The 22,800-nt window shown below is 62.6% G+C and carries 22 protein-coding genes and 1 tRNA gene; 16 read left to right on the forward strand and 7 right to left on the reverse strand.

The features are described from left to right. Window positions 1–67 precede the first annotated feature (67 nt). The 3 genes from HS101_03390 to HS101_03400 form a co-directional block, all read right to left on the reverse strand. A complete protein-coding gene (locus HS101_03390; GenBank protein ID MBE7505309.1) occupies window positions 68–874 on the reverse strand; it encodes a hypothetical protein in 807 nt (268 codons plus the stop codon). An 84-nt stretch (window positions 875–958) separates the two neighbouring features. Continuing rightward, a complete protein-coding gene (locus tag HS101_03395) occupies window positions 959–1,321 on the reverse strand; it encodes a four helix bundle protein (protein ID MBE7505310.1) in 363 nt (120 codons plus the stop codon). A 134-nt stretch (window positions 1,322–1,455) separates the two neighbouring features. Next, window positions 1,456–1,531: transfer RNA gene (locus HS101_03400), tRNA-Pro, on the reverse strand. 222 nt (window positions 1,532–1,753) lie between these two features. On the opposite strand from HS101_03400, the gene HS101_03405 reads away from it, so the two are divergent. Genes HS101_03405 through HS101_03420 form a run of 4 tightly spaced genes read left to right on the forward strand, consistent with a single transcriptional unit; the run spans window position 1,754 to window position 7,565 of the window. Further along, window positions 1,754–2,962 (forward strand): glycosyltransferase, encoded by a 1,209-nt coding sequence (locus HS101_03405; GenBank protein ID MBE7505311.1) that lies wholly within the window; start codon window positions 1,754–1,756, stop codon window positions 2,960–2,962. Then, the gene (locus tag HS101_03410) at window positions 2,959–4,773 is read left to right on the forward strand and encodes a hypothetical protein (protein ID MBE7505312.1); all 1,815 of its coding nucleotides are present in this window, start codon (window positions 2,959–2,961) and stop codon (window positions 4,771–4,773) included. Before HS101_03405 ends, HS101_03410 begins: the two co-directional genes overlap by 4 nt. A gap of 8 nt (window positions 4,774–4,781) precedes the next feature. Further along, complete coding sequence (locus HS101_03415; GenBank protein MBE7505313.1) at window positions 4,782–6,158, forward strand: hypothetical protein; 1,377 nt, start codon at window positions 4,782–4,784, stop codon at window positions 6,156–6,158. 54 nt (window positions 6,159–6,212) lie between these two features. Next, window positions 6,213–7,565 carry an amidohydrolase family protein gene (locus tag HS101_03420; GenBank protein ID MBE7505314.1) on the forward strand — a complete coding sequence of 451 codons (1,353 nt, stop codon included), beginning with the start codon at window positions 6,213–6,215 and terminating at the stop codon, window positions 7,563–7,565. A 127-nt stretch (window positions 7,566–7,692) separates the two neighbouring features. On the opposite strand, the gene HS101_03425 is transcribed toward HS101_03420, so the two are convergent. Next, window positions 7,693–8,985: a SpoIIE family protein phosphatase gene (locus HS101_03425; GenBank protein ID MBE7505315.1), complete on the reverse strand. Its 1,293-nt coding sequence runs from the start codon at window positions 8,983–8,985 to the stop codon at window positions 7,693–7,695. 130 nt (window positions 8,986–9,115) lie between these two features. After that, a complete protein-coding gene (locus HS101_03430) occupies window positions 9,116–9,871 on the reverse strand; it encodes a class I SAM-dependent methyltransferase (GenBank protein MBE7505316.1) in 756 nt (251 codons plus the stop codon). Between the two features lie 291 nt (window positions 9,872–10,162). On the opposite strand from HS101_03430, the gene HS101_03435 reads away from it, so the two are divergent. Continuing rightward, complete coding sequence (locus HS101_03435) at window positions 10,163–10,327, forward strand: hypothetical protein (protein ID MBE7505317.1); 165 nt, start codon at window positions 10,163–10,165, stop codon at window positions 10,325–10,327. 28 nt (window positions 10,328–10,355) lie between these two features. Here HS101_03435 and HS101_03440 read toward each other — a convergent pair whose 3' ends face one another. Next, the gene (locus HS101_03440; protein MBE7505318.1) at window positions 10,356–11,312 is read right to left on the reverse strand and encodes a hypothetical protein; all 957 of its coding nucleotides are present in this window, start codon (window positions 11,310–11,312) and stop codon (window positions 10,356–10,358) included. A 646-nt stretch (window positions 11,313–11,958) separates the two neighbouring features. On the opposite strand from HS101_03440, the gene HS101_03445 reads away from it, so the two are divergent. The 5 genes from HS101_03445 to HS101_03465 all read left to right on the forward strand — a co-directional run bounded on the left by HS101_03445 (window position 11,959) and on the right by HS101_03465 (window position 16,437). Then, window positions 11,959–12,867 (forward strand): cysteine hydrolase, encoded by a 909-nt coding sequence (locus HS101_03445; GenBank protein MBE7505319.1) that lies wholly within the window; start codon window positions 11,959–11,961, stop codon window positions 12,865–12,867. A 146-nt stretch (window positions 12,868–13,013) separates the two neighbouring features. Further along, complete coding sequence (locus HS101_03450) at window positions 13,014–13,310, forward strand: 4Fe-4S binding protein (protein MBE7505320.1); 297 nt, start codon at window positions 13,014–13,016, stop codon at window positions 13,308–13,310. Window positions 13,311–13,394: 84 nt separating this feature from the next. After that, complete coding sequence (locus HS101_03455) at window positions 13,395–13,841, forward strand: hypothetical protein (protein MBE7505321.1); 447 nt, start codon at window positions 13,395–13,397, stop codon at window positions 13,839–13,841. Between the two features lie 40 nt (window positions 13,842–13,881). Next, a complete protein-coding gene (locus tag HS101_03460; protein MBE7505322.1) occupies window positions 13,882–14,586 on the forward strand; it encodes a hypothetical protein in 705 nt (234 codons plus the stop codon). 576 nt (window positions 14,587–15,162) lie between these two features. Further along, window positions 15,163–16,437, forward strand: coding sequence for a dihydroorotate dehydrogenase (locus HS101_03465; protein MBE7505323.1), 1,275 nt, complete (start codon window positions 15,163–15,165; stop codon window positions 16,435–16,437). On the opposite strand, the gene HS101_03470 is transcribed toward HS101_03465, so the two are convergent. Then, window positions 16,434–17,399 (reverse strand): rRNA pseudouridine synthase, encoded by a 966-nt coding sequence (locus HS101_03470; GenBank protein ID MBE7505324.1) that lies wholly within the window; start codon window positions 17,397–17,399, stop codon window positions 16,434–16,436. The genes HS101_03465 and HS101_03470 overlap by 4 nt on opposite strands. 38 nt (window positions 17,400–17,437) lie before the next feature. Here HS101_03470 and HS101_03475 point away from each other — a divergent pair, with 38 nt between their 5' ends. From HS101_03475 to HS101_03500, 6 genes are read left to right on the forward strand one after another with little or no spacing between them, the layout of a single operon-like run. Further along, entirely contained in the window at window positions 17,438–18,214 is a 777-nt protein-coding gene (locus HS101_03475; protein ID MBE7505325.1) for an HAD-IIIA family hydrolase, read from the forward strand. Further along, window positions 18,211–18,930, forward strand: coding sequence for a transaldolase (locus HS101_03480; GenBank protein MBE7505326.1), 720 nt, complete (start codon window positions 18,211–18,213; stop codon window positions 18,928–18,930). Before HS101_03475 ends, HS101_03480 begins: the two co-directional genes overlap by 4 nt. Beyond that, a complete protein-coding gene (locus HS101_03485) occupies window positions 18,927–19,691 on the forward strand; it encodes a nucleotidyltransferase family protein (GenBank protein MBE7505327.1) in 765 nt (254 codons plus the stop codon). Before HS101_03480 ends, HS101_03485 begins: the two co-directional genes overlap by 4 nt. After that, window positions 19,688–20,731, forward strand: coding sequence for a galactokinase (locus HS101_03490; protein ID MBE7505328.1), 1,044 nt, complete (start codon window positions 19,688–19,690; stop codon window positions 20,729–20,731). Before HS101_03485 ends, HS101_03490 begins: the two co-directional genes overlap by 4 nt. Next, window positions 20,728–21,465, forward strand: coding sequence for a class I SAM-dependent methyltransferase (locus tag HS101_03495; protein MBE7505329.1), 738 nt, complete (start codon window positions 20,728–20,730; stop codon window positions 21,463–21,465). Before HS101_03490 ends, HS101_03495 begins: the two co-directional genes overlap by 4 nt. A 19-nt stretch (window positions 21,466–21,484) precedes the next feature. Further along, window positions 21,485–22,798 carry a class I SAM-dependent methyltransferase gene (locus tag HS101_03500; protein ID MBE7505330.1) on the forward strand — a complete coding sequence of 438 codons (1,314 nt, stop codon included), beginning with the start codon at window positions 21,485–21,487 and terminating at the stop codon, window positions 22,796–22,798. Window positions 22,799–22,800 lie beyond the last annotated feature (2 nt).

Genomic DNA, 22,800 nt, shown 5'->3' on the forward strand with positions numbered 1-22,800 from the left:
CGGAACCTCGAACAAGTCCCGAGAGTACGCCGCCTTTTTTTATCCCGCCACCATCAACGAAATTCGGTTATAGCTCGACGGCACCTGTCCACCAACCGCTCCCACTTCCGGAGCCGCCTGTTGTGGCCAAACGGCAAGTCTGTTGTCCTCCGACGCATGGTCCGCAATAGACGTTGTCGAAGTTCGTACACGAACTACTGCATCCGAGATAAGCGGTTACGCAAAAAAAGCCCGGCCCAGCGTTGCAGCTAAAGTTGATGAGACCTGTTGGATCAGCCATCAGGGTGGGATTATCGCCATACATTTCGTACATCGGATTCGAATCGCCGACATCATTATTGTTGCGGGCTTTGATATCCCATAGAAACACAAGAGAATGTAGGAGGGCAGTGTTTGTGCGAAGCAATGGTCGATTGTATAATAATGGGTCCCTTGTCGTCCACCTTCCCGTCACCGGATCGGCGAAGCGGGCTCGGTGGTGGTTGAGCATGAGCTTGCCTTCGGTGGCGGAGCTTGCGGTGTCGAGGGCGAAGTGGGGGATGCCCTGGAACATGAAGGGGTTGCCCACGTCGCTGAAGGCCTGACGCGGATCGACCGGCGGGCCTGCTCCGCTCCAGTCGGAGTACTTGAGGTCGTAGGCGGTCTCATCGGCGGCATCCACGTCCCCGTCGTCGTCCATGTCGGCGCGCGGGTCCCAGATGGTGTCGTCGTTGGCGTCATCAAAGCGCGTCGTGTCGCCGCTGGACATCTTGGTGTCGTTGTTCATATCGCCACGCCCGCAGGACTCGCGGATTCTCGGCCGGCCGTAGGAATCGTAGGCGTATCGCTCGACGATGGCCCCGGCACGGTCCAGGAGCAGCCGTACATTATACATGCGAGTCGGGAGAAACTGGATGCAATTCGCGATGGATGGCACTGGGGCGCGAAGGGGAGCGTTTTGCGGGGCAATGGATGCTTGTTAGGCCGAGCGCTTTTCCAGTCCGTTGATCAGGCCGGAGAGCATTTTGGCGATTTCCTCAAGGTCATTCTTCATTTTCATATGTCGTTCAGGCGTGATGAGCGATCGCCTTCGTGCAAGCTCCAGCAGGGGTACGCATTCCTGGACCGACCCTCGGGCAATGCCGAAGAAGTTGCGCCGATCCGGTTTGGTGAAACGGCCGTTGCCTTCTGCGAGGTTGGCGGCGATGGATAATGACGCTCGGTTGAGTTGGTCGGCGAGAAAACCGTAGCCGCGTGGGAAAGCCTCAGTGGCCGTCGAAACTTGGTCGGCGAAGTCGACCGATCTCTGGTAGACGATAAGTTTTTCGAATGCGAAGGCCATGAAAGGAGAGAGTAGAAAGGAGACCGCAGGAGTCGGCAACGCGTTCGGCTACGGTCACTCTAATTGCGACCGCTGCCTGTTTGCTCTACTTTCTCCTTTCTTCCTTCTCCTGCTCTATTGCCGCTACGCGGCAATCGGGGCGACTAGATTCGAACTAGCGACCTTCTGCACCCCATGCAGACGCTCTAGACCAGGCTGAGCTACGCCCCGTCGCGGGCTTTCGCCTGCGAATCGGACATTAGAAACCGCTGACAGGGGCGTGTCAAACCGGCTCGATGCAGCCTTTGTCGCGGCAATAGGGACGCGGCGCGGGCGTTGGTGCTCGTCATGGCCGGTGCGGCGGGAACGATCGCCTTTTTACGGTGTGCGTTGACGCCCTGCGGACCTGGTCGATAATTCGGGCTCCCTCGATTGCGACGCAAGGGTGGGGGAATGCTCGTTGCACGATCGGTCGGACTCGCGACGCCTCGAAACAAGATGCTGACAACCATTTCGGGAATTCTACTGGTCGGCTACGCCATTGGCGTCCTCCTTCTGTGTCGAAGCGTCTATCAGACGTTTACGCTGCTTCGGGGTCAGCGCGAGCTGGGGGCCGGAGACGTTCCTGCGCGCGAGTGGCCGTCGCTCGACGTAGTGATTCCGGTCAAGGATGAAGAGGCGCATATCGCGGCGTGTCTGGAGTCGATCCTCGCGCAGGATTACCCCGGCATGCGGATCATCGTGGTGAACGACCGGTCGACGGACGGGACGGCTGCAGAGATCGCGCGCGTGCAGGCGAAGCATCCGGCGGTGCATCGGATCGACATCACCTCGCTGCCCGAGGGCCAGTATGGAAAGCCGTCGGCGGTCGCGGCGGCGATGCCGGAGCTGCGCGGGGAGATGGTGGCGTTCATCGACAGCGACTTTGAGCTGCATCCGAACTGCCTGCGGACGCTGGTCGATCATGTGACGACGCAGGGGCTGGACTGGGTGGCGGTGATGGGCCGGCCGGTGCTATCGATGTTCTGGGAGCGGCTGCTGGTGCCGATGCTCGGCGCAGTGACGTATGCGTGGTACGACCCGCGGAAGATCGCGGACCCGAAGTGGGACAATGCGATCGGCAGCGGGTTTATCGTGGCGCGGCAGTCGGCGTACCGGGCGATCGGCGGGCATACGTGCGTTGTGCGGGCGTATGACGAAGACAGCGCGATCATGCGGGTGGCGAAGCGTGCGGGCCAGCGCATTGCGTACGTATTGGCGCCGGAGCTCTTTGCACTGCGCATGTACGGGACGCTCTCGCGGACGGTGCGGGGCATCACGCGGACATTCATCGGCGGGCTGAAGACGCTGCCGCGATTTCTTATCACGATCAACGGGCTCAACTTCGTCTCGCTGCTGCCGATCGGACTTGCGGCGGGACTTGTGCTGGCGGGGCCATTCGGGTGGGAGATTCCGTATCGACCGTGGTGGGCCGGGCTGGTGGTCGTTCACCTGCTGGCTTCGATGGTGCTGGCGTGGCAAGTGTATTCGCGGGCGGGAACGGGCCGACGATTTGCATTCCTTCACCCTCTCGGCGCGGCGATGCTGATCGGCATTTGTGTGCGGGCGGCGGCTGAACTGAAACGCGGCAAGCCGATCACCTGGCGAGGCACATCGTATTGAACTTGCCACTTGCAAAGTCCGGCGAGTCGATGGCCCGCGCCGATCAGCGGAAATTCGCGGAGTTGCCGCTGCTGGAGAGGCCGTTTCATCTGCTACGACTTGGCGCGCCGTACATGCTGTTCTGGCTCGGGGGGCCGCTGCTGCTTTATGTGTGGACGCTGGGCGGGCCGTTTCTGGCGGACGATCTGAATCTGATCCTCAAGTCTGAGGCGTATCAGCGAGGGGAGCGCACGGAGCTTGGGCTGTATCGGTTCGCGGATTCGGACGAGGAATGGCAGCGGCTGCGCGATCGCGGGACGATCCCGTGGTGGTCGCCGGAGTCCGGGCGGCTGGATTTTCTGCGGCCGGTTTCCGAGTGGTTTTTTTACGCCGACGTTTTTCTTTACGGGCGGCGGCCGGTTTTCTATCGGCTGACGAGCCTGCTCATCTTCGCGATTGCGTTGTTCAGCGTTCGGTGGATGTTCCTTCGTGCGTCGGGGGACACGGTGCGCGCCGGGGTGGCGACGTATTTCTTCGGCGTCTCTCAGACCGTCACGCCGCCGGTGACGTGGATGTGCAACCGGCAGGACCTACTCGTGGTGATCGGGGTGTCGATTGCGGCGGGGGCTTATTGGGCGACTGTTGCGACCGGGCGGCGGCGGTTTTTGTTGATGGCCGTCGGGGCGTTTGCGTTCGCACTTTTCTCCAAGGAAGTGGCCGTCGCGTTGGCGGCGGTGATCGGATTGCACGAACTGATTCGGCGATGGCAGACGAAGCGGTGGTTCGACGATCTGGCGCCACTGGCCATTGCGCTGGCGATGGTGGTGATGTCGATTCTGTTCGTGGCCTATTACGCTTATTCGCGCCCGTGGGTATTTGATCTGGACGGGCGAACGGGGATGCCGAGCCAGCTTGGCCTCAGCCTGCCGGTGTCGCTCTTGCTTTATGCGGCGGTTTGGACGCTGGGGTATCCGATCGACACGCTTGCGGCGATGCCGGAGTACGTGACGCTGGTGGTGGCGGGCGGCGGCGCGTTGATGTTAGTGATTGCCGTTTATTACATTCGGATTGCGGCGCTGGGCGACCGGACGACACTCTTTTTCGTACTTTGGGCGATTCTCTTTGTTCTTCCCGGTCTGCGGGCGATGACGGCGAGCACGCGAACTTTGTGCACGGCCACGATCGGGTGGAGTTACCTGTTATCAGCGGTGATCGTTTCGACGAATCCGCGGGTCGGGATCGCCCCATTAAGCGTGCGCACGGTGTTGAATGCGACGAACGGCATCGTGAGCATTTGCTGCGCGATTGCCACGGTGCTGGTGATGAACGGAGTCGAGGCCAACTCGGCGGCGCGGCTGGAGCGGGCCCTTGCCACGATGGATCGCCCGCTGAAGGACGGCGACGCGCTGGTGCTCAAGCAGGCGGACTCGGCATTGGAAATCATCTGCGCCGGGGACAGGCTGGAATTCATGACGGGTAAGAAGGACGTATCGGCGACTTACCTATTCCCCCCGTCAGTGTCGGTGAATGTGATTCGCGTGGATGACAAGACGGCGCTCTTGCGAGCCAAAGACGGGGCGCTACTCGGCACACGATTTCATCGTTTGACGCGCGGGCCGACGTGGGAGCCCCGCACGGGCGACGCGTTTCATCTTTCACACGTGACGATTGAAGTGACGGAGGCAGACAAGAACGGCGATGTGCGCGAGTTGCGGCTGACGTTTCCGGGTGGACTGGATGATCCGCGGCTTCATTTCGACCCGAAGGAATTCGCGGCGGCGCTTCGCAGTCGGCCGGCGGCCTCTGCCGTCAGTCAGGCATCGGTACGGTGAGTCTGTCGATGCGCATTCCGCTTAACGCATGCGACTTTGTCATTTTCGGGCAGCACCGTGTCTGGCATCGGACCGGCGGCGGCAATTTTCCTTACATGATCGTCGAGCTGGAGGGCGAGATCGAGGCGTCTGCGATGAAGGCGGCGCTGACGCGGGCCCTGTCGAGGCATCCGGTGCTGGTGGGCGGCGTAGGGATGTCGCTGTTTCGGCTTCGACCGTTCTGGCAGGTGGGCGATGGGCGCGAGGCCAAGGTGGAAGAGGCGGCGGCGCGTGTCTATCAGTTCGACGATCTCAGGTCGGTGGCTGACGCGGGCGCGGCACTCGAGGAGATGTGTGAGGCGCGGTACGGCGGTGACTGGTATCGCAGCAGCGGGCCGCAGGTGCGGCTCGAGCAATACGCGATGCCGCTGGGGCGGACGCGACTGGTGCTGCGCTGGCCGCATTACCTGATGGATGCCGAGGGGGCGCAGCTCTTTCTCGCGTCGCTGGGCGATGAGCCGCCGACGGTGGCCGCGCACACGGGTGACAAAGATGCCCTTTTGCTGCCGGATCATCAAGCGCCGCGGGTGCTGAAGGATTACAGTTGGTTAAAACTGATTGGGATGATTCGGCGCGGAATGGGCGCAGGGCGGGCGCTGAAGAACGTCGGGTCGCAACAGGAGCTGATCGACTCGAAGGCGCGGTTCAGCGGGTATGCAGTTCTGCATCGCCATTGGGACGGCGAAGTGTTTACGCAGATGCGAGCGGCGGCCAAGCGACTGACGCCGGGCGGCCCTGCGATGTTCTCGCGCTTTTTAGCCGCAGCGGTGTGTCGTGCGCAGCAGCGGCTGCACGTGGAGCGAGGCGGCCGGGCGGAGGCTTTTTTCATTACGTTTCCGATGCGGGTCGGGTTTTCGCGGCCGGACGGACGTCTCTTTGAGCGGCGGCCGCTGGTTGGAAATTACCTCGTTGCGCCGACGCTGCGGGTTCTGGAAACGGAGACGACCGATCGGGCGGTTTTGTCAGCCGAGATTCTTCGGCAGGTGGAGGCATTCCTGGCGGCAAGCGGGGACATCGCTCAGTGGGCTTTGTTGGAACTCGCGGCGCTTTGGCATGCGTGGTTTTATCATTTGATCTTCAAGCTGCCGCTGAGCGTGAATCGGTGCTCGTCTGGTTTCTCGTATTACGGAGAGATCAAAGGACACCTGCGCACGATTGGGAATGCCCGGGTGAAGAACATCTGGGGCGGCGGGCCGACGACGACGCCGCCTGCGTGGAACCCTGTGTTCAGCAAGTTCGGCGAGCAGCTCAATTTGAGCCTTACTTACAGTCGGCCCACGATCGGTGATGATTTGGCGCGCAGGTACGCCGAATTGATCGAGGACGAACTGGTGAATCCGACTTGATCGCCCGAGGGGCGGTGGTATGTTCCATTCGAGCATCACGACGAGGCGAATTCGATGTCCATAACCCTGACAAATGCACTGCTGTTCGATCTCGATCCGGTCTCGGTAGTGGAGGGATCGCTGCGCATCGACGGGGAGACGATTGACAGCATCGGCCCCGGCGTCGCGCCGCAGGCGGGCGACGAGGTGATTGATTGCCACGGCGCTGTTGTGATGGCGGGTCTGGTCAACGGCCACACGCACCTTTACAGCGTGCCGGCGCTGGGCATGCCGGGGCCGCCGCGGACGCCGCGGAACTTTCACGAGATTCTCGAACTGATCTGGTGGCGACTGGATCGGGCGCACGACGCGGAATCGGTCGAGGTCAGCGGGACGATCGGCGCACTGGACGCGCTGCGATGCGGGACGACGACGATGATCGATCACCACGCCTCGCCGTCGCACATCGCGGGGAGCCTGGACGATCTGGAGCGCGGGATCGACGCGGTCGGGCTTCGCGGCGTGCTTTGCTACGAGAGCACGGATCGGCACGGGACGAAGGACGGGCTCGCCGGGCTGGAGGAGAACCGGCGGTACATTTCGAAATGCTGTGCTCGGGCGGACGGACGATTTGCGGCGCTGGTGGGCGCGCATGCGGCGTTCACGATGTCGGATGAACTGCTTTCCGGATGCGTTCGAGTGGCCGCCGAGACGAATACGGGTGTGCATATCCATGTCGCGGAGGACCCTTGCGACGACGAAATATGCCGCCGGGAGTATGGATCGCCGCTGGTGGATCGTCTGGCGCGGTGCGGCATCGGCGACCCCAAGAATCCCGCCTCGGCAAAGACGATTCTGGCGCATTGCACGCACCTGTCGACGGACGATGCAAAGCGACTGTCGGGCGCGGTCGGGGCCATCGCGCACAATCCGCGGTCGAATATGAACAACCAGGTCGGCTATGCCCCCATCGGCGCGATCATCGGATCGGGCGCGGCGGGCGGCGGGCCGGGGCCGATTCAACTGGGAACGGACGGCATCGGCTCGGACATGTTCGCGGAGCTGCGCCATGCGTGGTTTAAGTCGCGCGACGGCAAGGCGGGGATATCGCCGGCGCATGTTGTTTCGATGCTGGTGCGCTCGGCGCGGACGGCGGGCAGTTTGCTGGGTCGCAAGCTCGGCTCTTTGTCTGCCGGGGCCGCGGCGGATGTCGTGGTGACGGACTACATCCCTGCTGCGCCGCTGACGACGGAGAATGCGGCCGGGCATCTGATCTTTGCGATGGATTCGCAGCACGTTCGGGATGTGCTGATCGGCGGGAAGTGGGCACTACGCAGTCGGGAGGTCGTTTTCATCGATGAACGGCCGGCGCGGCGGAGGGCTGTTGAGGTCGCCCGGCGGGTTTGGGCGCGGATGCCGATATCGTGAATACATCAGCATTGGTTCTTGTGCGAATGTAGCGGATTCTATCGCAACTGCTCAGGAGTTACGCACGGGCCGGAGGCTACCCTGTTGGGGGAAACCCACGCTACGCGGTTGGGGAAGGCCAACGTGATCAGAGCTTTTTGATGATGATGGCCGTGAGGTCATCGGCCTGGGGGGTGCCGGGAGCGAAGGCCCGCACTTCGCGGTAGAGCGATTCGATCATTTCCGAGCACGGGCGATCCTTCATGGCCCGAAGGATTTTGTACATGCGCTCGGTGCCGAACTGCTCTCTCTGCTCATTCTGCCACTCGAAGAAGCCGTCGGTGACGAGCACCATCATGTCTCCGGGTTGCATGTGGAATCGGACGGGATCATCAAACGGGACGTCGGCGATGATGCCGAGGGGCATGGCGTTGGCGGACAGCTCGACGAATTCGTCCTTGTCGCTGAAATACTGAATCAACGGGCCGTGGCCGGCGCTGAGGAAGGACAGGGTGTTCGTCTGAGGCGAAAGGAGGCCGAAGAAGGCGGTGACGAATCTGTCGTCGGGCAAGTCTTCGGAAAGCAGATTGTTGATGCGCGAGACGACCATGCTGAGGTCGTTGGAGAGGGAGATGGTTGCGCGAAAAAGGGCGCGGCATTCGGCGATCACGAGGGCCGGGCCGATGCCGTGGCCGGTGGCGTCGGCGATGGTGAGGGCGAGCGAGCCGTCTGAAAGGGCCATGTAGTCGTAACAGTCGCCGCCGGTTTCATCGGCGGGCTTGTTCCACCCGGCAATGTCGAAACCGGGAACCTCGGCGGCCTTGTCGGGGATCAACCCCTGCTGGATGTCGCGGGCGATGGAGAGGTCGCGCTCGATGCGCTGCTTCTCGGCGTAGTGCTCGAGGAGAAGCTGGCGCTGCAAGGCGACACCGACCTGGGCGCCGAAGGTGCGGACCAGCTCGTCGTCCCACGGATCGAACGAACCTTTGGATTTGTTGAGCAACTGAAGGACGCCGACGATCTTGTTGTCGAAGCCCAAAAGCGGGAAGGTGATCATGTTGCGCGTGCGGAAGCCGGTCTTGCGATCGATCTCGGGATTGAATCTCGGATCGGCGTAGGCATCGGGCACGTTGATGACTTCGCCGGTGCGGACGACCTCGCCGGCGATTCCGCGATCGGCGGAAAAGCGAATCTCGTCGACGCCGGTGGCCATGCGACTGAAGAGCTCTTCGCGCTCCGGGTCATAGAGAAACACGGTGGCGCGTTCGCACTCGAGGACGGCCAGGGCGGCCCGTTCGACGTTGCGAAGGAGCGGGGTCAGTTCGGAAATGGCGGCCAGATCTCGCGAGACGCCGAGAACCGCCTGAAGATCGACGACGTGCTTTTCGGCGGTTGATTCGACCAAGGAGGCTTCGCCCGAGCTAGCGGTGAGGTCTTTCATACCTTGTGGTCCATGCCGTGGCCAGCGGAGTACGGCGTCCGGTGCATCGCCACCGGGCCGTGTGAGGGCTTCATCAGCCGACTATCAGGATAACCGGACTCGGTGTCGGATGCTATTTCGCCATGGCGAATCAGACTGTGCCGACGGTCAGGAAAATTGGCGCCCAGATGCCGGTCTTGCGCTGGCGAATCTGGCTAAAGCCGGAATCGACGAAATACTGCCGCATCATGCTCCATGGGGCATGAAACACGGGAGCTTCGGGCGTACTTTCGGCCCGGGTGATAAAGACGTCGAAAAGCACCCAGCCGATGATATTGTCCCGAAAGCCGTCAATGAGCATGAGCCGGCCGCCGGGCCGCAGGACGCGGCGCATCTCGCGGACGGCGGCGGCCTGATTGGGGTAGTGATGGAAGGAATGGCTACAGGTGACGAAGTCGAAGGCGCCGTCGGCGAACGGCAGGTGCTCCGAATCTCCATTGATGAAGCTCGGGGCGCCTTCGATGGTTCGGGCCTTTTGTTCGGCGACCCGGCACATCTCGCCTGAATAGTCCAGGCCGACGAGGCGGCGGCTGGGCAATGGACTGCCGGCGATCATGGCCAGCCAGCTACCGGTGCCGCTGCCAATGTCGAGCCCATCGAAGGGATCGGGTATGTGTCGCCGCCATTCGTAGAGCTCTTCCATGAACATCCGATAAGCGGGCCGGAAGAGCAGGTGCTGGACGATCGAGCGGTCGTAGGTCTTCGCCCAGCCGTCGAACTCGTGGCGCGCCCTTCGCTTGACCGACTTGCTGACAAAGTGGGACGGCTGGGATAAACCGGCGTCCTTGCGCGGGCTTGATTCTGGTGAAGTTGATGGCTCGCTGTGCTGGGTGGTTTCTGAATCCATGATTGTCCGGCAGATGCTTCGCGCTCCACTCCCCATGGTTGCCACGACTATAGAAATGCCGGGGCGTCCGGGCAACTCAAGATCGTGTGAGCCGTTCTAAAGTCGACGGCATGGGCCATCCGATACGAAAGTGCGCCGAACGGCAAGACCCGCCTCTCGACGTGAAACTCGCCCCCAAAAACCCGCCCTACCCACAGGTAGCGGCGTCGCTTCGGCGTCGCCCCCCAGAGAGGGTGCGTCAACCGCGGCGGCGGATTCCTGCGGGCGGGCCCTTGAGCCAGGAGCGCGGTCATGACCAAGCGAGAGCTGATCGATCGAATCATGGAGCTGAACCGCTCGGCTCGGCGGGAATTTCTGCAGGTCTTCACCGAGAATGAACTGCACGACTATCTTCGCCAACTCGAATCGGTGACGCCGATTCACGTGGCGAGCGCGGAAGTCTACGCTCACAACTGACACCCCCCCCCACCGATCGTTTCCGTCATCACCGCTTGTTGTATTCATCTATCAGCGCCGTTGCCCTTCGCACGATGTGCGAGTCGGCGTTGGCCTTGCCGAACTCCTCGATGATTTCCTGATAGACGAGGATGGCGTCGGACGACTTGCCTTCCTGGGTCAGCACTTCGGCCCGACACCACCGGGCGGTCATCTTTTCAATCGAGCCATCCGGGACGAGTCGTTCGGCCTGTTTGAAGTAGCTTTTCGCGCCGGCATGATCGTAGCGGTATTGCTCGGCCACCCTTCCAGCGAGGATGCCCGACGCCCAGCGGATGATCGGCGGCAGGTCGGTCGATTGCAGGGCCTCGACGAACCGCAGCTCACTTGCCTTGGCGAGCTTGGTGTCACCGCCGGGTCCGGCATTGAGTGCCCCCAGCAACATGGCGATGCCGGATTCAAAGGCGGCGTGAGTGCCGACGCTGGAGATGGGCAGCGGGGCCGGCGCGACATCGAGCGAACCAGCCATTGCCGCGGCGGCGCGGAACTCCGCGGCGTTTTCGTAGATCGCGTAGGACTCCGTCGTGCTCCCCGAGCGACCGGTGGGAACGTAGAGCCACTCCATCAACCGAGCGCAGGCCAGGGCCGGGGCATGCTCCAACACAATGCGGACCTCGCCGCGGGTTGATTCATCCCGGGCCGCATCGCCGCTGATGAAGTAGAGGTAATAGAACGGGCGGTTGGGAAGCGGCTGTGAATTGGCCGCGATGGGCTCGGCGGATGGCACAACCGTTGAAGGCGGTGACTGCGCGGCGTTTGCACTGGTCGATGCCGCCCCCGAGGGCCGGCCATGCGCCTCATCGGACCGATCGGCCTGATCGCGCCTCGGCGCATCAGCCTGACGAACCGGTCTGACCACGCGCTCGGGTTTCTTCCACCATGCCCAGTCCCAGTTCCACTCGATATCGCCGCAGCCGCAGACGCCCAGTGCGAGGATGGCGGACATGCGGAGCAGAATGCCACGCACCCGCCCAGACGACCGTTGAGCAATTCGATATCGGCGATGCGGCGTATTGTGCAGAGGATTCATGAGATGGCCGGTGTTTCCTGTTTTGAGTCGAGCGTCATTTTCGGGAGGCGACAGGGTGTGTCAAATTCCTGTGAAGTTCCCAGCGTAGCGTATGACACGGCGAACGAATCACCGGCCTCTAACCAGTCGCTTCAGCGATCGAGCTGCGCCCGAAAACTACGCCGCTCCGTATTCCCGGTCATCATAACTCAAGTGTTAAGATAGGCGAATTTTTTGGTCTCTGCCGGTGGAAAACGACGCTTTCACCCCACCTGACTGAAATGAATCGCTTTTGTCGAAGCGAGACCGTCGAATAAATGAGTCGTTGCTCCTCGTTTGCCGAAACCCGTAAATCCTCTCCAAATCTTTACTCGCTTTGCGTCATTGGCGGGGGTAAGATTCTGACATCGAGGGGAAGAGTTGCACAGAAGACTTGGGGAAGTTCACAATTCACAAGGTCTGAAATCTTCTGCGTACCCTTCCGACTGGAATTGAGTCGCTGCCCCCGTTCGGGGATTCTTGAAAACTGATCGTTCTGTCTGTCAGCGGCTCGCTATCGGTTGTCTCGTTAGGGGAGGCGGGAATGAGCACTCAGACGCGTCGTTACCAGTTCGACCGAATTCTGGTCGACATGAACACCCAGTGTGATTTGTTGCTGCCGCAGGGCGCACTGCCGGTGACGAATCGAACCGAGGTGCTTCCCAACATTCGCAAACTGATGAACTGGGCGCGGGTCGAAAGTATCCCGATCATTTCGAGCCTTGAATGCCATCGCCCCAGCGAACCATCGCGCGGCCTTCCGCCGCACTGCGTCGATCGCTCGCGCGGGCAGCGAAAGATACCCTTCACGTTGATGCCGCGTCGCGCCCTGGTCATGGGCGACAACACGATGGACATTCCGGCCGATCCGTTCAAACGAATTCAGCAACTGATCATCACCAAGCGCTCGCGCGATTTTCTGGCGAATCCGAAGGCGGATCGCCTGTTCCATTCGCTCTCCGCGAACCACTTTGTCATCTTCGGCACCGTGGCCGAGCACTGTGTCAAGGCCATGGCCCTGGGGCTCCTCGCCCGGCAGCATCGGGTGGCGATCGTCACCGACGCCTGCGGATCTTGGAGCGCGGGCGACGCCGAACTGGCCATGCGGCTCATGGACGCCAAGGGGGCGGTTCTGGTGACCACCGATGAGCTGATCTCCGGCGCCGCAACCGAGCGCATCATGAGCAGCCGCGTGGATGCCGTCGTCGAAGAAGAGGCGGAAACGGTCGGAACCGGCGCCTCGCAGAACGGAAAGGACCACGGCATCGCCGCTTCGCCGGCGAAATCCAACGGTCAGAAGCGGACCGGCGGCAACGGCCATCACGAGCCCGCCGCCAAGCCGATCAGCCCGCGTCTGCGGCCCGGCGCCCTTGAACGCCTCCGACCCGAATCGCAACTGATCAGCAAGCACTCACGGAAGCCGCAATTCAGGCCCCCCGCCGGACTTGCCTAGACCGGCTGACCCAACTATTCTCCATTGGCGGCGGTCAACCTCCGTCATCGGACTTCCGATGAATGGAAGGTCAGTCCGCTTGCCCTCGCACCGCGGCGGCTTTCGAGGGCCCGTGGCGTGGGATTTAACCTCGTGATTCAAGGCTGATGGCAAAGAAACTTCCGAAACAACTCGCGATTCTCGACGAAGACCTCTGCACAGGGTGCGACGCGTGTGTCGCGGTTTGCCCGGTCGATTGCATCGACAAGATCCGCGACCCCAAGCATCCCGGCTACGCAATGGGCATCTGCACGATCGACCTTCAGGTGTGCATCGGCTGCAAGCTGTGCGCGCAGGTGTGCCCGTGGAATGTGATCACGATGGTGCCGACGGACCAGGTGCTGGTACAGGAGAAGTACCTCGAACTCCTGTCGCCCGAGCAGGTCGCGGCCGTGTCGGGTTAGTTTTCAATTTCAAAGTCAGTCATTCAGCACTCATCCCGTTGACAACTTTCATGGCGATTTGCGCCCCGGCATGCGCTGGCGGCGATGGAGTATCGCTACGACGGCGGGCGGCAGCGGTACATGGTGCGGCCGTACCATGTGACGGGGGCGTCACTTGATCAAGGTAAGTGGTCCGACTACGCCGGGCAGAGCATCCACGGTGATTACACTGTCGCCCTCGACCAGTCGAACGCTGCGGTAGTCACCGAGAAGGTCGCCCACGAGCCGGGCGTGATCGATTATGATTACTCTGCGGCGGCGGGTTCGCGGCAGACTTATCTGCATGGCAACCTGATCGGCACGACGGAGGCGACGAGCGGGGCCAGTGCCGGGTCGCCGCCGAGTGCGGGTCGTGCGGTGTACACGGCGTTTGGCGAGCGGGTTTATGCGAACGGCGTCGGCGGCGGGCGGTATGGCTACGCCGGGGCGTGGGGGTATCAGGCTGCGGGGACGGAGCAAGACATAGGTCAAACTCCTCTCTCCGCGAGTTGAACGACAACCTGTGGGCGCCGTACAATAAGGAAGAGGCAACATGGGGACATGTGAGAAACTACAGTTATTCGCAACGGCATTTGTGTTGATTTGCTCGGGCGAGGCCCTTGGAGACTCCTTTACGCTCGATGACTGGGCTCTTTCGACGGGCATCATCGACACACGAAACCACTTCAGTTCTTCTTTCACTCCGCAGCCATCGCCTTACATTAGCGCACAACACGTCATGGTCGCGCCGTCCGAGGCACATAGTTATTTTGATTTCTCTTGGACTCCCGATACGGCCTCATTTCTGATCGCTGCGTCGCACGTCGCCGTCGACGGCAACGGCGGTACCCGGTCGCTCTCATCGGGCAACATCTACATCACGCCGTCCGTCGATCTCCTCCTTTCCGCTCAGGGCCACTATGACTGGGACCTGCCGGCCGGTGCCATGGCCATCCAGTGGGGATTCGTCGCCTGGGACTTCCAGTCGCACGAGGTCTATTTCTCCCAGGGCGATATGCACACTACGTTTCTTCACGGGCCCGCCTCGGGAACCTTCACCATCAACGGACAGGGCGTCCTGCCCCCCAACCGCCAGATCGTGCTTCAGTACAACATGATCCTCGACACCTTCGGCAGCACCGGCCTCCTCGCCACCGGCGCGGGCGAGATCAATTTTTCGCTTGTGCCTGAGCCGCACATGCTCGCCCTGTTCACGGTCGGTGCCTGCCTGCTGCGGAAAAAGTCCTTCCGGCGCTGAGTCTGCGGGAGCGCCGCCCGCCAACGTTGCTGTCGCCAAAATACCCTGTTCACACATCGCTTGCGCGCACCTTCGTCGCTCGTGCGGAACACGATTCCTCAGCCGCCGATCAAGCGGCGCTTCATCGCGCACCACGACCGCGCACGGCCGCGCCGTACTGCGTCATGCGTCGCCACGCTACCATTGATGACGGAGGAACGTCACCTGCGTCGGCCTCTCTCGATTGTCCAGTTAGCCCGATTACGAGCGGCCCCCGTGGATGCCTCGAAGATGGCAAGTCTCGTGCCGCTTGTGTTTCCAGGATCAAAAAGCGATTGCGCCCCCATGGGGGCAAAGGGGACACTCTACTTTTCCGCCTGCATACTCGGTCGGCATATTGGAAACATTCTGTCTTCTCAATCCCGCCTCCCACGCCAGCCGTAAATCCACCGCCATCCCTCCGAAAACTCGTCCCCTTCCATGTCTCACGTTTAATGATTCTATCCGGCCCGACGGCCTCGGCGCGCACGTGGAGCAAGATTTCATACATGGAGATCAATCCACCAATGCCCAGCGAGGTAGCGCGCGATGTCACCAATGCCGGCAATCCCAACCCCAGGCCCCAGGCCGCAAGTCTCAGGTCTTTTTCACCCAAAACCACCTAAGACACGAAGCGCCCCAACACTTGCCCGCCGCAAGAGTTGCAAGCGAAAAAAATCGCGTGTGTCACTATATGTCACCTTGGATTTTGACCGCCGCGCGAGCGCAGATCGCGAACAATTCCATCGCTCCGCTGCCCGTCCTCAAGCGCAAATCCACCGCCAAACCCCCCGGGTTTGCAATCAAATCCCGCCGACCGACAATGCCTCGCGGAGGATTCGCCCTGTGACCGCGAGCGCACAAAATCCCGACCTCAGCGTGAAGCTCGGCAAGTGCACGCTCAAGAACCCCGTCCTCACCGCATCCGGCACCTGCGGCTACGCCCACGAATATTCGCAGTACGTCGACCTCTCAAAGCTCGGCGCATTCACCACCAAGAGCGTCACCGTCAAGCCCCGCATGGGTAACGCCCCTCAGCGCATCGTCGAAACCCCCGGCGGCATGCTCAACGCCATCGGCCTCGCCAACGTCGGCCTCGACGAGTTCATGTCGAAGAAGCTCCCCGAGATCGCCACCCTCGGCGCCGCCGTCTTCGTCAACGTCGCCGGCCACAGTATCGAAGACTACGTCACCGTCTGCCGCGCCGTCGACACCGCCCCCGAGATCGCCGGCATCGAACTGAACGTCTCCTGCCCCAACGTCGCCGACGGCCTCATGTTCGGCACCGATCCCGCATCGCTCAAGGAGTTGGTCCGCGCCGTCCGCCCCGAAGTGAAGCGCGGAACCCTCATCGTGAAACTCTCGCCGAACGTCACCGACATCTCCGCCACCGCCCGCGCCGCCGTCGAGGCCGGCGCCGACGCCCTCTCGATGGTCAACACCTTCCTCGGCATGGTCATCGACATCGAAAAGCAGCGGCCGGTCCTGGCCAATCAGACCGGCGGCCTCTCCGGCCCGGCCATCAGGCCGATGGCCGTTTATATGGTGCACAAGGTCTATCGGGAAGTCGCCGAGGGCGCCGGCGTGCCGATCATCGGCATCGGCGGCATCAGTAATTGGCGCGACGCCGTCGAGTTCATCCTCGCCGGTGCCAGCGCGGTGTCAGTGGGAACGGCCCTCTACGTCGATCCGACCACGCCGATCCAGATTATCGACGGCTTGTCGGATTATCTTGCGCGTCACGGCCTCGCCAGCGTCGGCGAATTGGTCGGCGCGGCCCACCGTGACAAATCGAAACCCCCCGCATCGCCGACCTCCGGCGCCGAAGGCTAGCGCGAACCGCGATCGCTTCGTTGCCCGCCCGATCCGCCGCCCGGCCCATCCGGCCCGAGGATGCGTCGCTTGCGCGCCGCGCCCTTGCGCGGTCGCGGGCGCGGGGCGTCGGTTCGCCGCGCGGCGCCGGACGATGAACTGCGAACAGCCCCCGCGCGCCCGCCGGTCTTCACCGCCCTGCGCGGACCGCGACTCGGACGACGCGGCCGCGGCGCCGAAGGCCGCACTTCCGACTCGGCCGTCCCGTCGCCCAGCGCCTTGAGATAAGAGACCTCCGCCGGTGTGAGCCTGCGATACCCCCCGATCGGCAGCTTGGCGATCGACAGCTTGCCCATGCGAATGCGCACCAGCCGGCGGACGTTATGCCCCAGCTTCGCCAGCATGCGGCGAATCTCGCGGTTGCGACTCTCGCGCAGCGTGACCTCCAGGATGGCCTTGTCGCGCTGTTTGTGGACGACCGTGATCTGCGCCGGAGCGGTCTTGCCCTCCGAAAGCCACATGCCGCTTCGCAGCTTGGCAATGTCGGCCTCGGTCGGCAGCCCGGCCACCTCGACACGGTAGGTCTTCGGCGCGCCGTAGCGCGCATGAGTGAGCTTCTGTGCCAGCGCGCCGTCGTTGGTCATGATGAGCAGGCCCATCGAGTCGGCATCGAGTCGCCCGACCGGATAGACGCGCTCCTTCACGCCGACCATGCAATCGACCGCCCGCTTGCGCCCTGCCGGGTCCTCATTCGTGCAGAAGACGCCCTTGGGCTTGTTGAGCAGGTAATAGACCAGCCCCTCGGCGCGGATCAACTTCCCGTCGACGCTGATGCTGTCCTTCTCGGGATCAACCAGAATAGGGAGCTTTCGTGAGACATGCCCGTTCACGGCGACCCGCCCGCGCTCGACCATCTCCTCGCAGGCCCTGCGCGAGCCGAACCCGGCCGATGCCAAAACACGCTGTATTCGCTGCGTCGCCATGACAGGCATCCTAGCCTGAAACAGCCGCTTCGGCATCTTTGAGGGGTCCGATCGCGCCGCAGGCGATTGACTCCCGCACGCATCACGCGGATAATCTCCCGCAGGCGATCGACGTCGGGCCGGGTGGGTCGCCGCAGCGTTTCCTCGCCGAGTATCGAGCGATTCTGACCGCCGAGCGAGTCCTGATGATCAGTCCCCAAATGCGTGCGGCGATCTTCTTCGATCGCGACGGCGTCCTGACCGAGCCGGTCTTCAACCCCGCGACAGGCGAATACGAGTCGGCCCACGACGTGCGCGACCTTCGCCTTTGCGACGACGCCATCGACGCCTTGCGCCGCGCCCAGTCCGCGGGCTTCGACCTTTTCATCGTCTCCAACCAGCCGTCCTACGCCAAAGGCAAGACGACACTCGAGGCGATTCACCAGATCGCCCAGGAGACCGAGGCCCGCTTCCGCGCCGCCGGCGTCACCTTTCGCGAGGCCTTCTACTGCTATCACCATCCGCAGGGCATCGTTCCCGAATTCACAGGCCCCTGCCGATGTCGCAAGCCGGAGCCCTATTTTCTGCTTCTCGCGGCGGAAAAACACGGAATCGACTTGTCCGCCTCGTGGATGGTCGGCGACCGGGGCAGCGATATCCAGTGCGGCCACAGGGCCGGCTGCCGGACGATCTTCATCGACCACCCACACACCAAACCGTACAATGACACGCCAAGCCCGGACCACGTCGCGCAAGACGTGGCGGCCGCGGTCAGGCTGATCATGGATGACGCTGCCTCGCGACTGAAGAACCATCACGGAGATTCGACTGTATGACCAAAGCCCTCTCTGATCTGCGGGTCAAGCTGTTTGCCGATGGCGCGGACAAGGCGGGAATGCTGGAGATGTACGCCAAGCCGTACATCAAGGGGTTCACCACCAACCCGACTCTGATGCGCAAGGCGGGCATTTGCGACTATCGCACCTTCGCCCGCGACGTGTTGGCGTCCATCAAGGATCGCCCGATTTCGTTCGAGGTCTTCGCCGACGACGTGGAAAACATGGAACGTCAGGCGAAGGAGATCTCGACCTGGGGCGACAACGTCTACGTCAAGATTCCAGTGACCAACACCCAGAGCTGCCCGACGACGGAACTGGTGCATAAGCTCTCGCACGCCGGGGTCAAGCTGAACATCACCGCCCTGATGACGGTCGATCAGGTGCGAACCGTGACCTCGGCGGTCATCGGCGGCGCGCCGTGCTGCATCTCCGTCTTCGCCGGGCGCATCGCCGACAGCGGACGCGACCCCATGCCGATCATGCGGCAATCGGTCGAGATCATGCGGGCCAGCCCCAACGCCGAGTTGATCTGGGCCAGCCCCCGAGAATTGCTCAACGTCATGCAGGCCGAGGAGATCGGCTGCCACATCATCACCGCGACCAACGACATCCTGAAAAAGCTGGAGCTGATCGGCAAGGACCTCACCGAATTCTCGCTCGACACGGTCAGGATGTTTCACGACGACGCGACCAAGGCGGGTTTTGCCCTGTGACCATGAAGCCGACCGATTGCGGAATAGGCAAAGCACTGGTGCTCGCCGCCGGAAAGAGCACGCGCATCCGCGCCGCCGCCGGCGATGTGCCCAAGCCGCTCATCGAAGTCGCCGGACAAACGGTGCTGGAGCGCAACCTGCGCACGCTCGCCGGGGTCGGCGTTCGCGAGGCCTGGGTCAATCTGCACTATGAAGGCAAGCAGATCGAAGATCGCATCGGCGACGGCCGAAGGCTGGGGCTCGATGTGCGCTATTCGCGCGAGCCGGAGATTCTCGGCACCGCCGGCGCGGCCAAAAAGCTGGAGCGCGAGCTGCGCCACGGAACATTCTTCGTCGTCTATGGTGACAACCTCGTGTCGCTCGACTGGACCCGGCTGGCCGAGGCCCATGCCCGATCGGATGCGTTGGTGACGATCGCCGTCTTCGATTTCGACCGCGTGCCGAATACCGGCCTGGCCGGCGGCCGAGTCGTTCTCGACTCGGCGAACCGCGTCGAGCGCTTCGTCGAGGGCGGCGGCAATGTGAGCCCCTATGTGAACGCGGGCGTCTATCTTGTCGAGCCGGGCGTGCTTTCCATGCTGCCCGATGGCTTCAGCGACTTCGGCAAAGACGTCTTCCCGAAATTGATCTCCGACGGCGGCAGGCTGATGGCCTATCCCATCGACGGATACTGCCTCGCGATTGACACACCAGAGGCGCTGGCCAAGGCGGAGGAGATGATGCGAGGTTTCGCCTCAGCGGCGGAGGTAGTAACGCGATGATTGTTTCCAGAACACCTTTTCGATTGACCCTCGGCGGAGGCGGGACCGACCTGCCCAGCTTCTACGAGCAGCACGGCGGGTTCATCCTCGCCATGGGCATCGACAAGTATATGTACGTCGTGCTCAACGTGCCCAACGCCGACCGCCTCGTCCGTCTGCATTACACCGACAGCGAAACGGTGGACAACATCGAAGGCCTCAAGCACGAACTGGCCCGCGAGGCCTTCCGCCTGCACGGCATCAACGATGCCATCGAGGTGGCATCCGTCGCCGACCTGCCCGCCGGATCGGGCCTGGGCTCCTCCAGCTGCTATCTCGTCGGCCTGCTCACCTCGGTGCGGGACTACTTGCGCCGGCCGGTGCCGCTGGCCGAGATCGCCGAGGAAGCCTGCCACATTGAGCTGAACATCCTCAAGAAGCCCATCGGCAAGCAGGACCAATTCATGGCCACCTTCGGCGGGCTGACCACGCTCGACATCGCCCCATCCGGCAAGGTCGCGGTGCATCACATCCCGCTGGAGCCGGCGAGCATCTCGACCCTCGTCGCCAACACGCACATGTACTACACCAACGTCCAGCGCAACACAGTCGACGTCCTGAAAGAACAGGACCAGGCGATGAAGGAGCCCAAGAGCAAGGACCGCGGCCGCGTGGAAGACAGCCTGCTGGGCATCAAGGAGATCGGCCGGGCCATCCGCGACGCCATCGTGCAGGGCGACTTCGATCAGTTCGGCGTCCTGATGGACAAGCACTGGCAGCACAAGCGCAAGCTCTCCGGCAAGATCTCCAACTCGAAGATCGACGACCTCTACGAGCAGTTGAAGAAAGACTACGGCGTTCTCGGCGGCAAGATCGCCGGCGCCGGCGGCGGAGGATTCCTCATGCTCTACGCCCCCGCCAATCACAAAGAGCTGACCGCCCACATGGCCTCGCTCGGCATGAAGCGGCTTCACTATAATGTCGAGTTCGAAGGCGCGAAGGTCATCACCAACGTGTTTAACGCCCAGTCCCTCAGCATTCACCGGCGGCAGATGATATGACGACACAAACGGCCGAACACAAAGAGAACTGGGCCGCGATTCACGACGCCGAGACGTCGTGGCGCAAGAAGCTCGTCGGCGACATCAGCGACGCCTTCATCATTCCCCGCTACGTCCGCTTCTTTTACGAGACGTTCGGCGGCGGCAAGAACCTCGACTTCTGCGAAATCGGCTCCGGCAACGGCGACATGTCCAAGGCCATCCTCGCGGCCAACACCGGGACGATCCGCCGCTACATCACCTCGGAGTACTTCCCCGAAGGTGTCGATTGGCTGCGCAGTCAGGGCCTCGATGCCGTGCAGGCCGACGCCGAGAAGCTCCCCTGGGCCGATGAGGAGTTCGACGCCTCGGTCGAGTTCGACGTCATGCACCATGTCAACGATCCGCGCGCCATGGCCCGCGAGATGATGCGCGTCGCCCGCGGCCGCTGCCTCCTGACCGAGTCCAACGGGCTCGCCGTCCTCCGCAAGCTGCGCGAGCTGACGCCCGGCCATCGGGCCGCCGGCGAAAAGTCGTTCACGCCGCGCCGCTGGCGCAGCTTCTTCGAGGGGCACGACGGCTACGAGTTGACGAGCTTCAAGATCGCCCCGTTCCTGTTTCCGTTTAAGTGTCCGAAGTGGTTCCTCTCAACCCTGGTGGCGTTCAACCATGCCATCGAGCACGTGCCGTTCTTCCGCTGGCAGTGCTCGAGCGTCATGATTACCCTGACCTATCGCCGCACCAAAACCGCCTGAAACCGGACGAGGCTGACACATGGAAACGGTCCAATGGAATTCGGCGCATTACCTCGAGCCGTTCCATTCCCAGCGCACCGCGAAGATCCCCGCCAAGCTCGCCAAGCTCGGCATCCTCCAGCTCGACCGCTCCGTCAAGATTCTCGACACCTGCTGCGGTCGCGGCGAGGCCCTCTCCATTCTCCACGACAACGGCTTCCAGCGGCTCTACGGCGTCGACAGCTTCTATCAGCCGTCCTGGAACAATTCCAACGGCCGGCGCTTCATCGCCTGCGACGTGAAGGGCCTCCCCTTCTCGGATAACGAGTTCGACGTGGTGATGAATCTCCACGCCCTGCACCACATGGGCGGCACGCGCGGCGTCGCTGAGTTTCTCAAAGAGTGTTGTCGCGTGCTCAAGCCCGGCGGACGACTCTTCATCCTCGACTTTCCCGGCAGCCCGCAGATCAGGCTCTTGTTCTCGCTGCTGCGCCATCGCATCGGCACCATCACGCCGAACCTGCGCAACTTCGCCGACATCGTCGACGAGGAGTGGGACTACCTCGACCCGTACCTCGATGTCTGGCCCTCCACCGAATTGGCGATTCACGAGAGCCCGCTGCGCGTCGAGCGCTGGGACCGCGAGTTCTTCCTTTATTACCTCGTCCTGACCAAGCCGAATGAGCCCGCCGCCGCCAAGACGGAAAAGGACGCCTACTGGACCCAGGTCTACAGCGACCCGCGCCAGCACGAGCGGCGGCAGGCGCAGATGCGCGAAAAGCTCGAACGACTCGGCCTGACGAAGGAAAGCCGACAGTCGGTGGTCTACGACCTGTGCTGCGGCATGGGCGAGGCCCTCACCACGCTGCACGACATGGGGTTCCACAATCTCAACGGCGTCGATATCACGCCGTACCCCGAGCTGGAGAACGAGAAGCGCTTCACCTTCACCGTCTCCGACGTGCGCAAGCTCCCGGTCCCCGACGGTCAGGCCGATTGGGCCCTCAGCATCCACGCCCTGCACCACCTGGAGACCGCCGAGAACGTGAAGAGTTTCCTCGACGAGTGCTGGCGGATCCTCAAGCCCGGCGGCAAGCTGGGGATCATCGACTTCCCCTCCAGCCCGCAGATTCGGCTGGCCTTTCGCTGTTTCCTCCGCCGATGGTGGCTGGTGACGCCGTATCTGAGGTGGTTCGGCAGCCTGATCCGCTCGGAGTGGCACTTTCTCCGCGGTTATCTCGCCGACTGGCCGCAGACCCGCCGCCATCTGCTCGAAGGCCGATTCAAACCCTTGTCGCATCGGCAGGGATTGTTCTACTATACGCTGGTCCTCCAGAAACCGGGTGCCGAGTAGCC

This window comes from Planctomycetia bacterium (assembly GCA_015075745.1).
Taxonomy (GTDB): Bacteria; Planctomycetota; Phycisphaerae; order UBA1845; family UTPLA1; genus UTPLA1.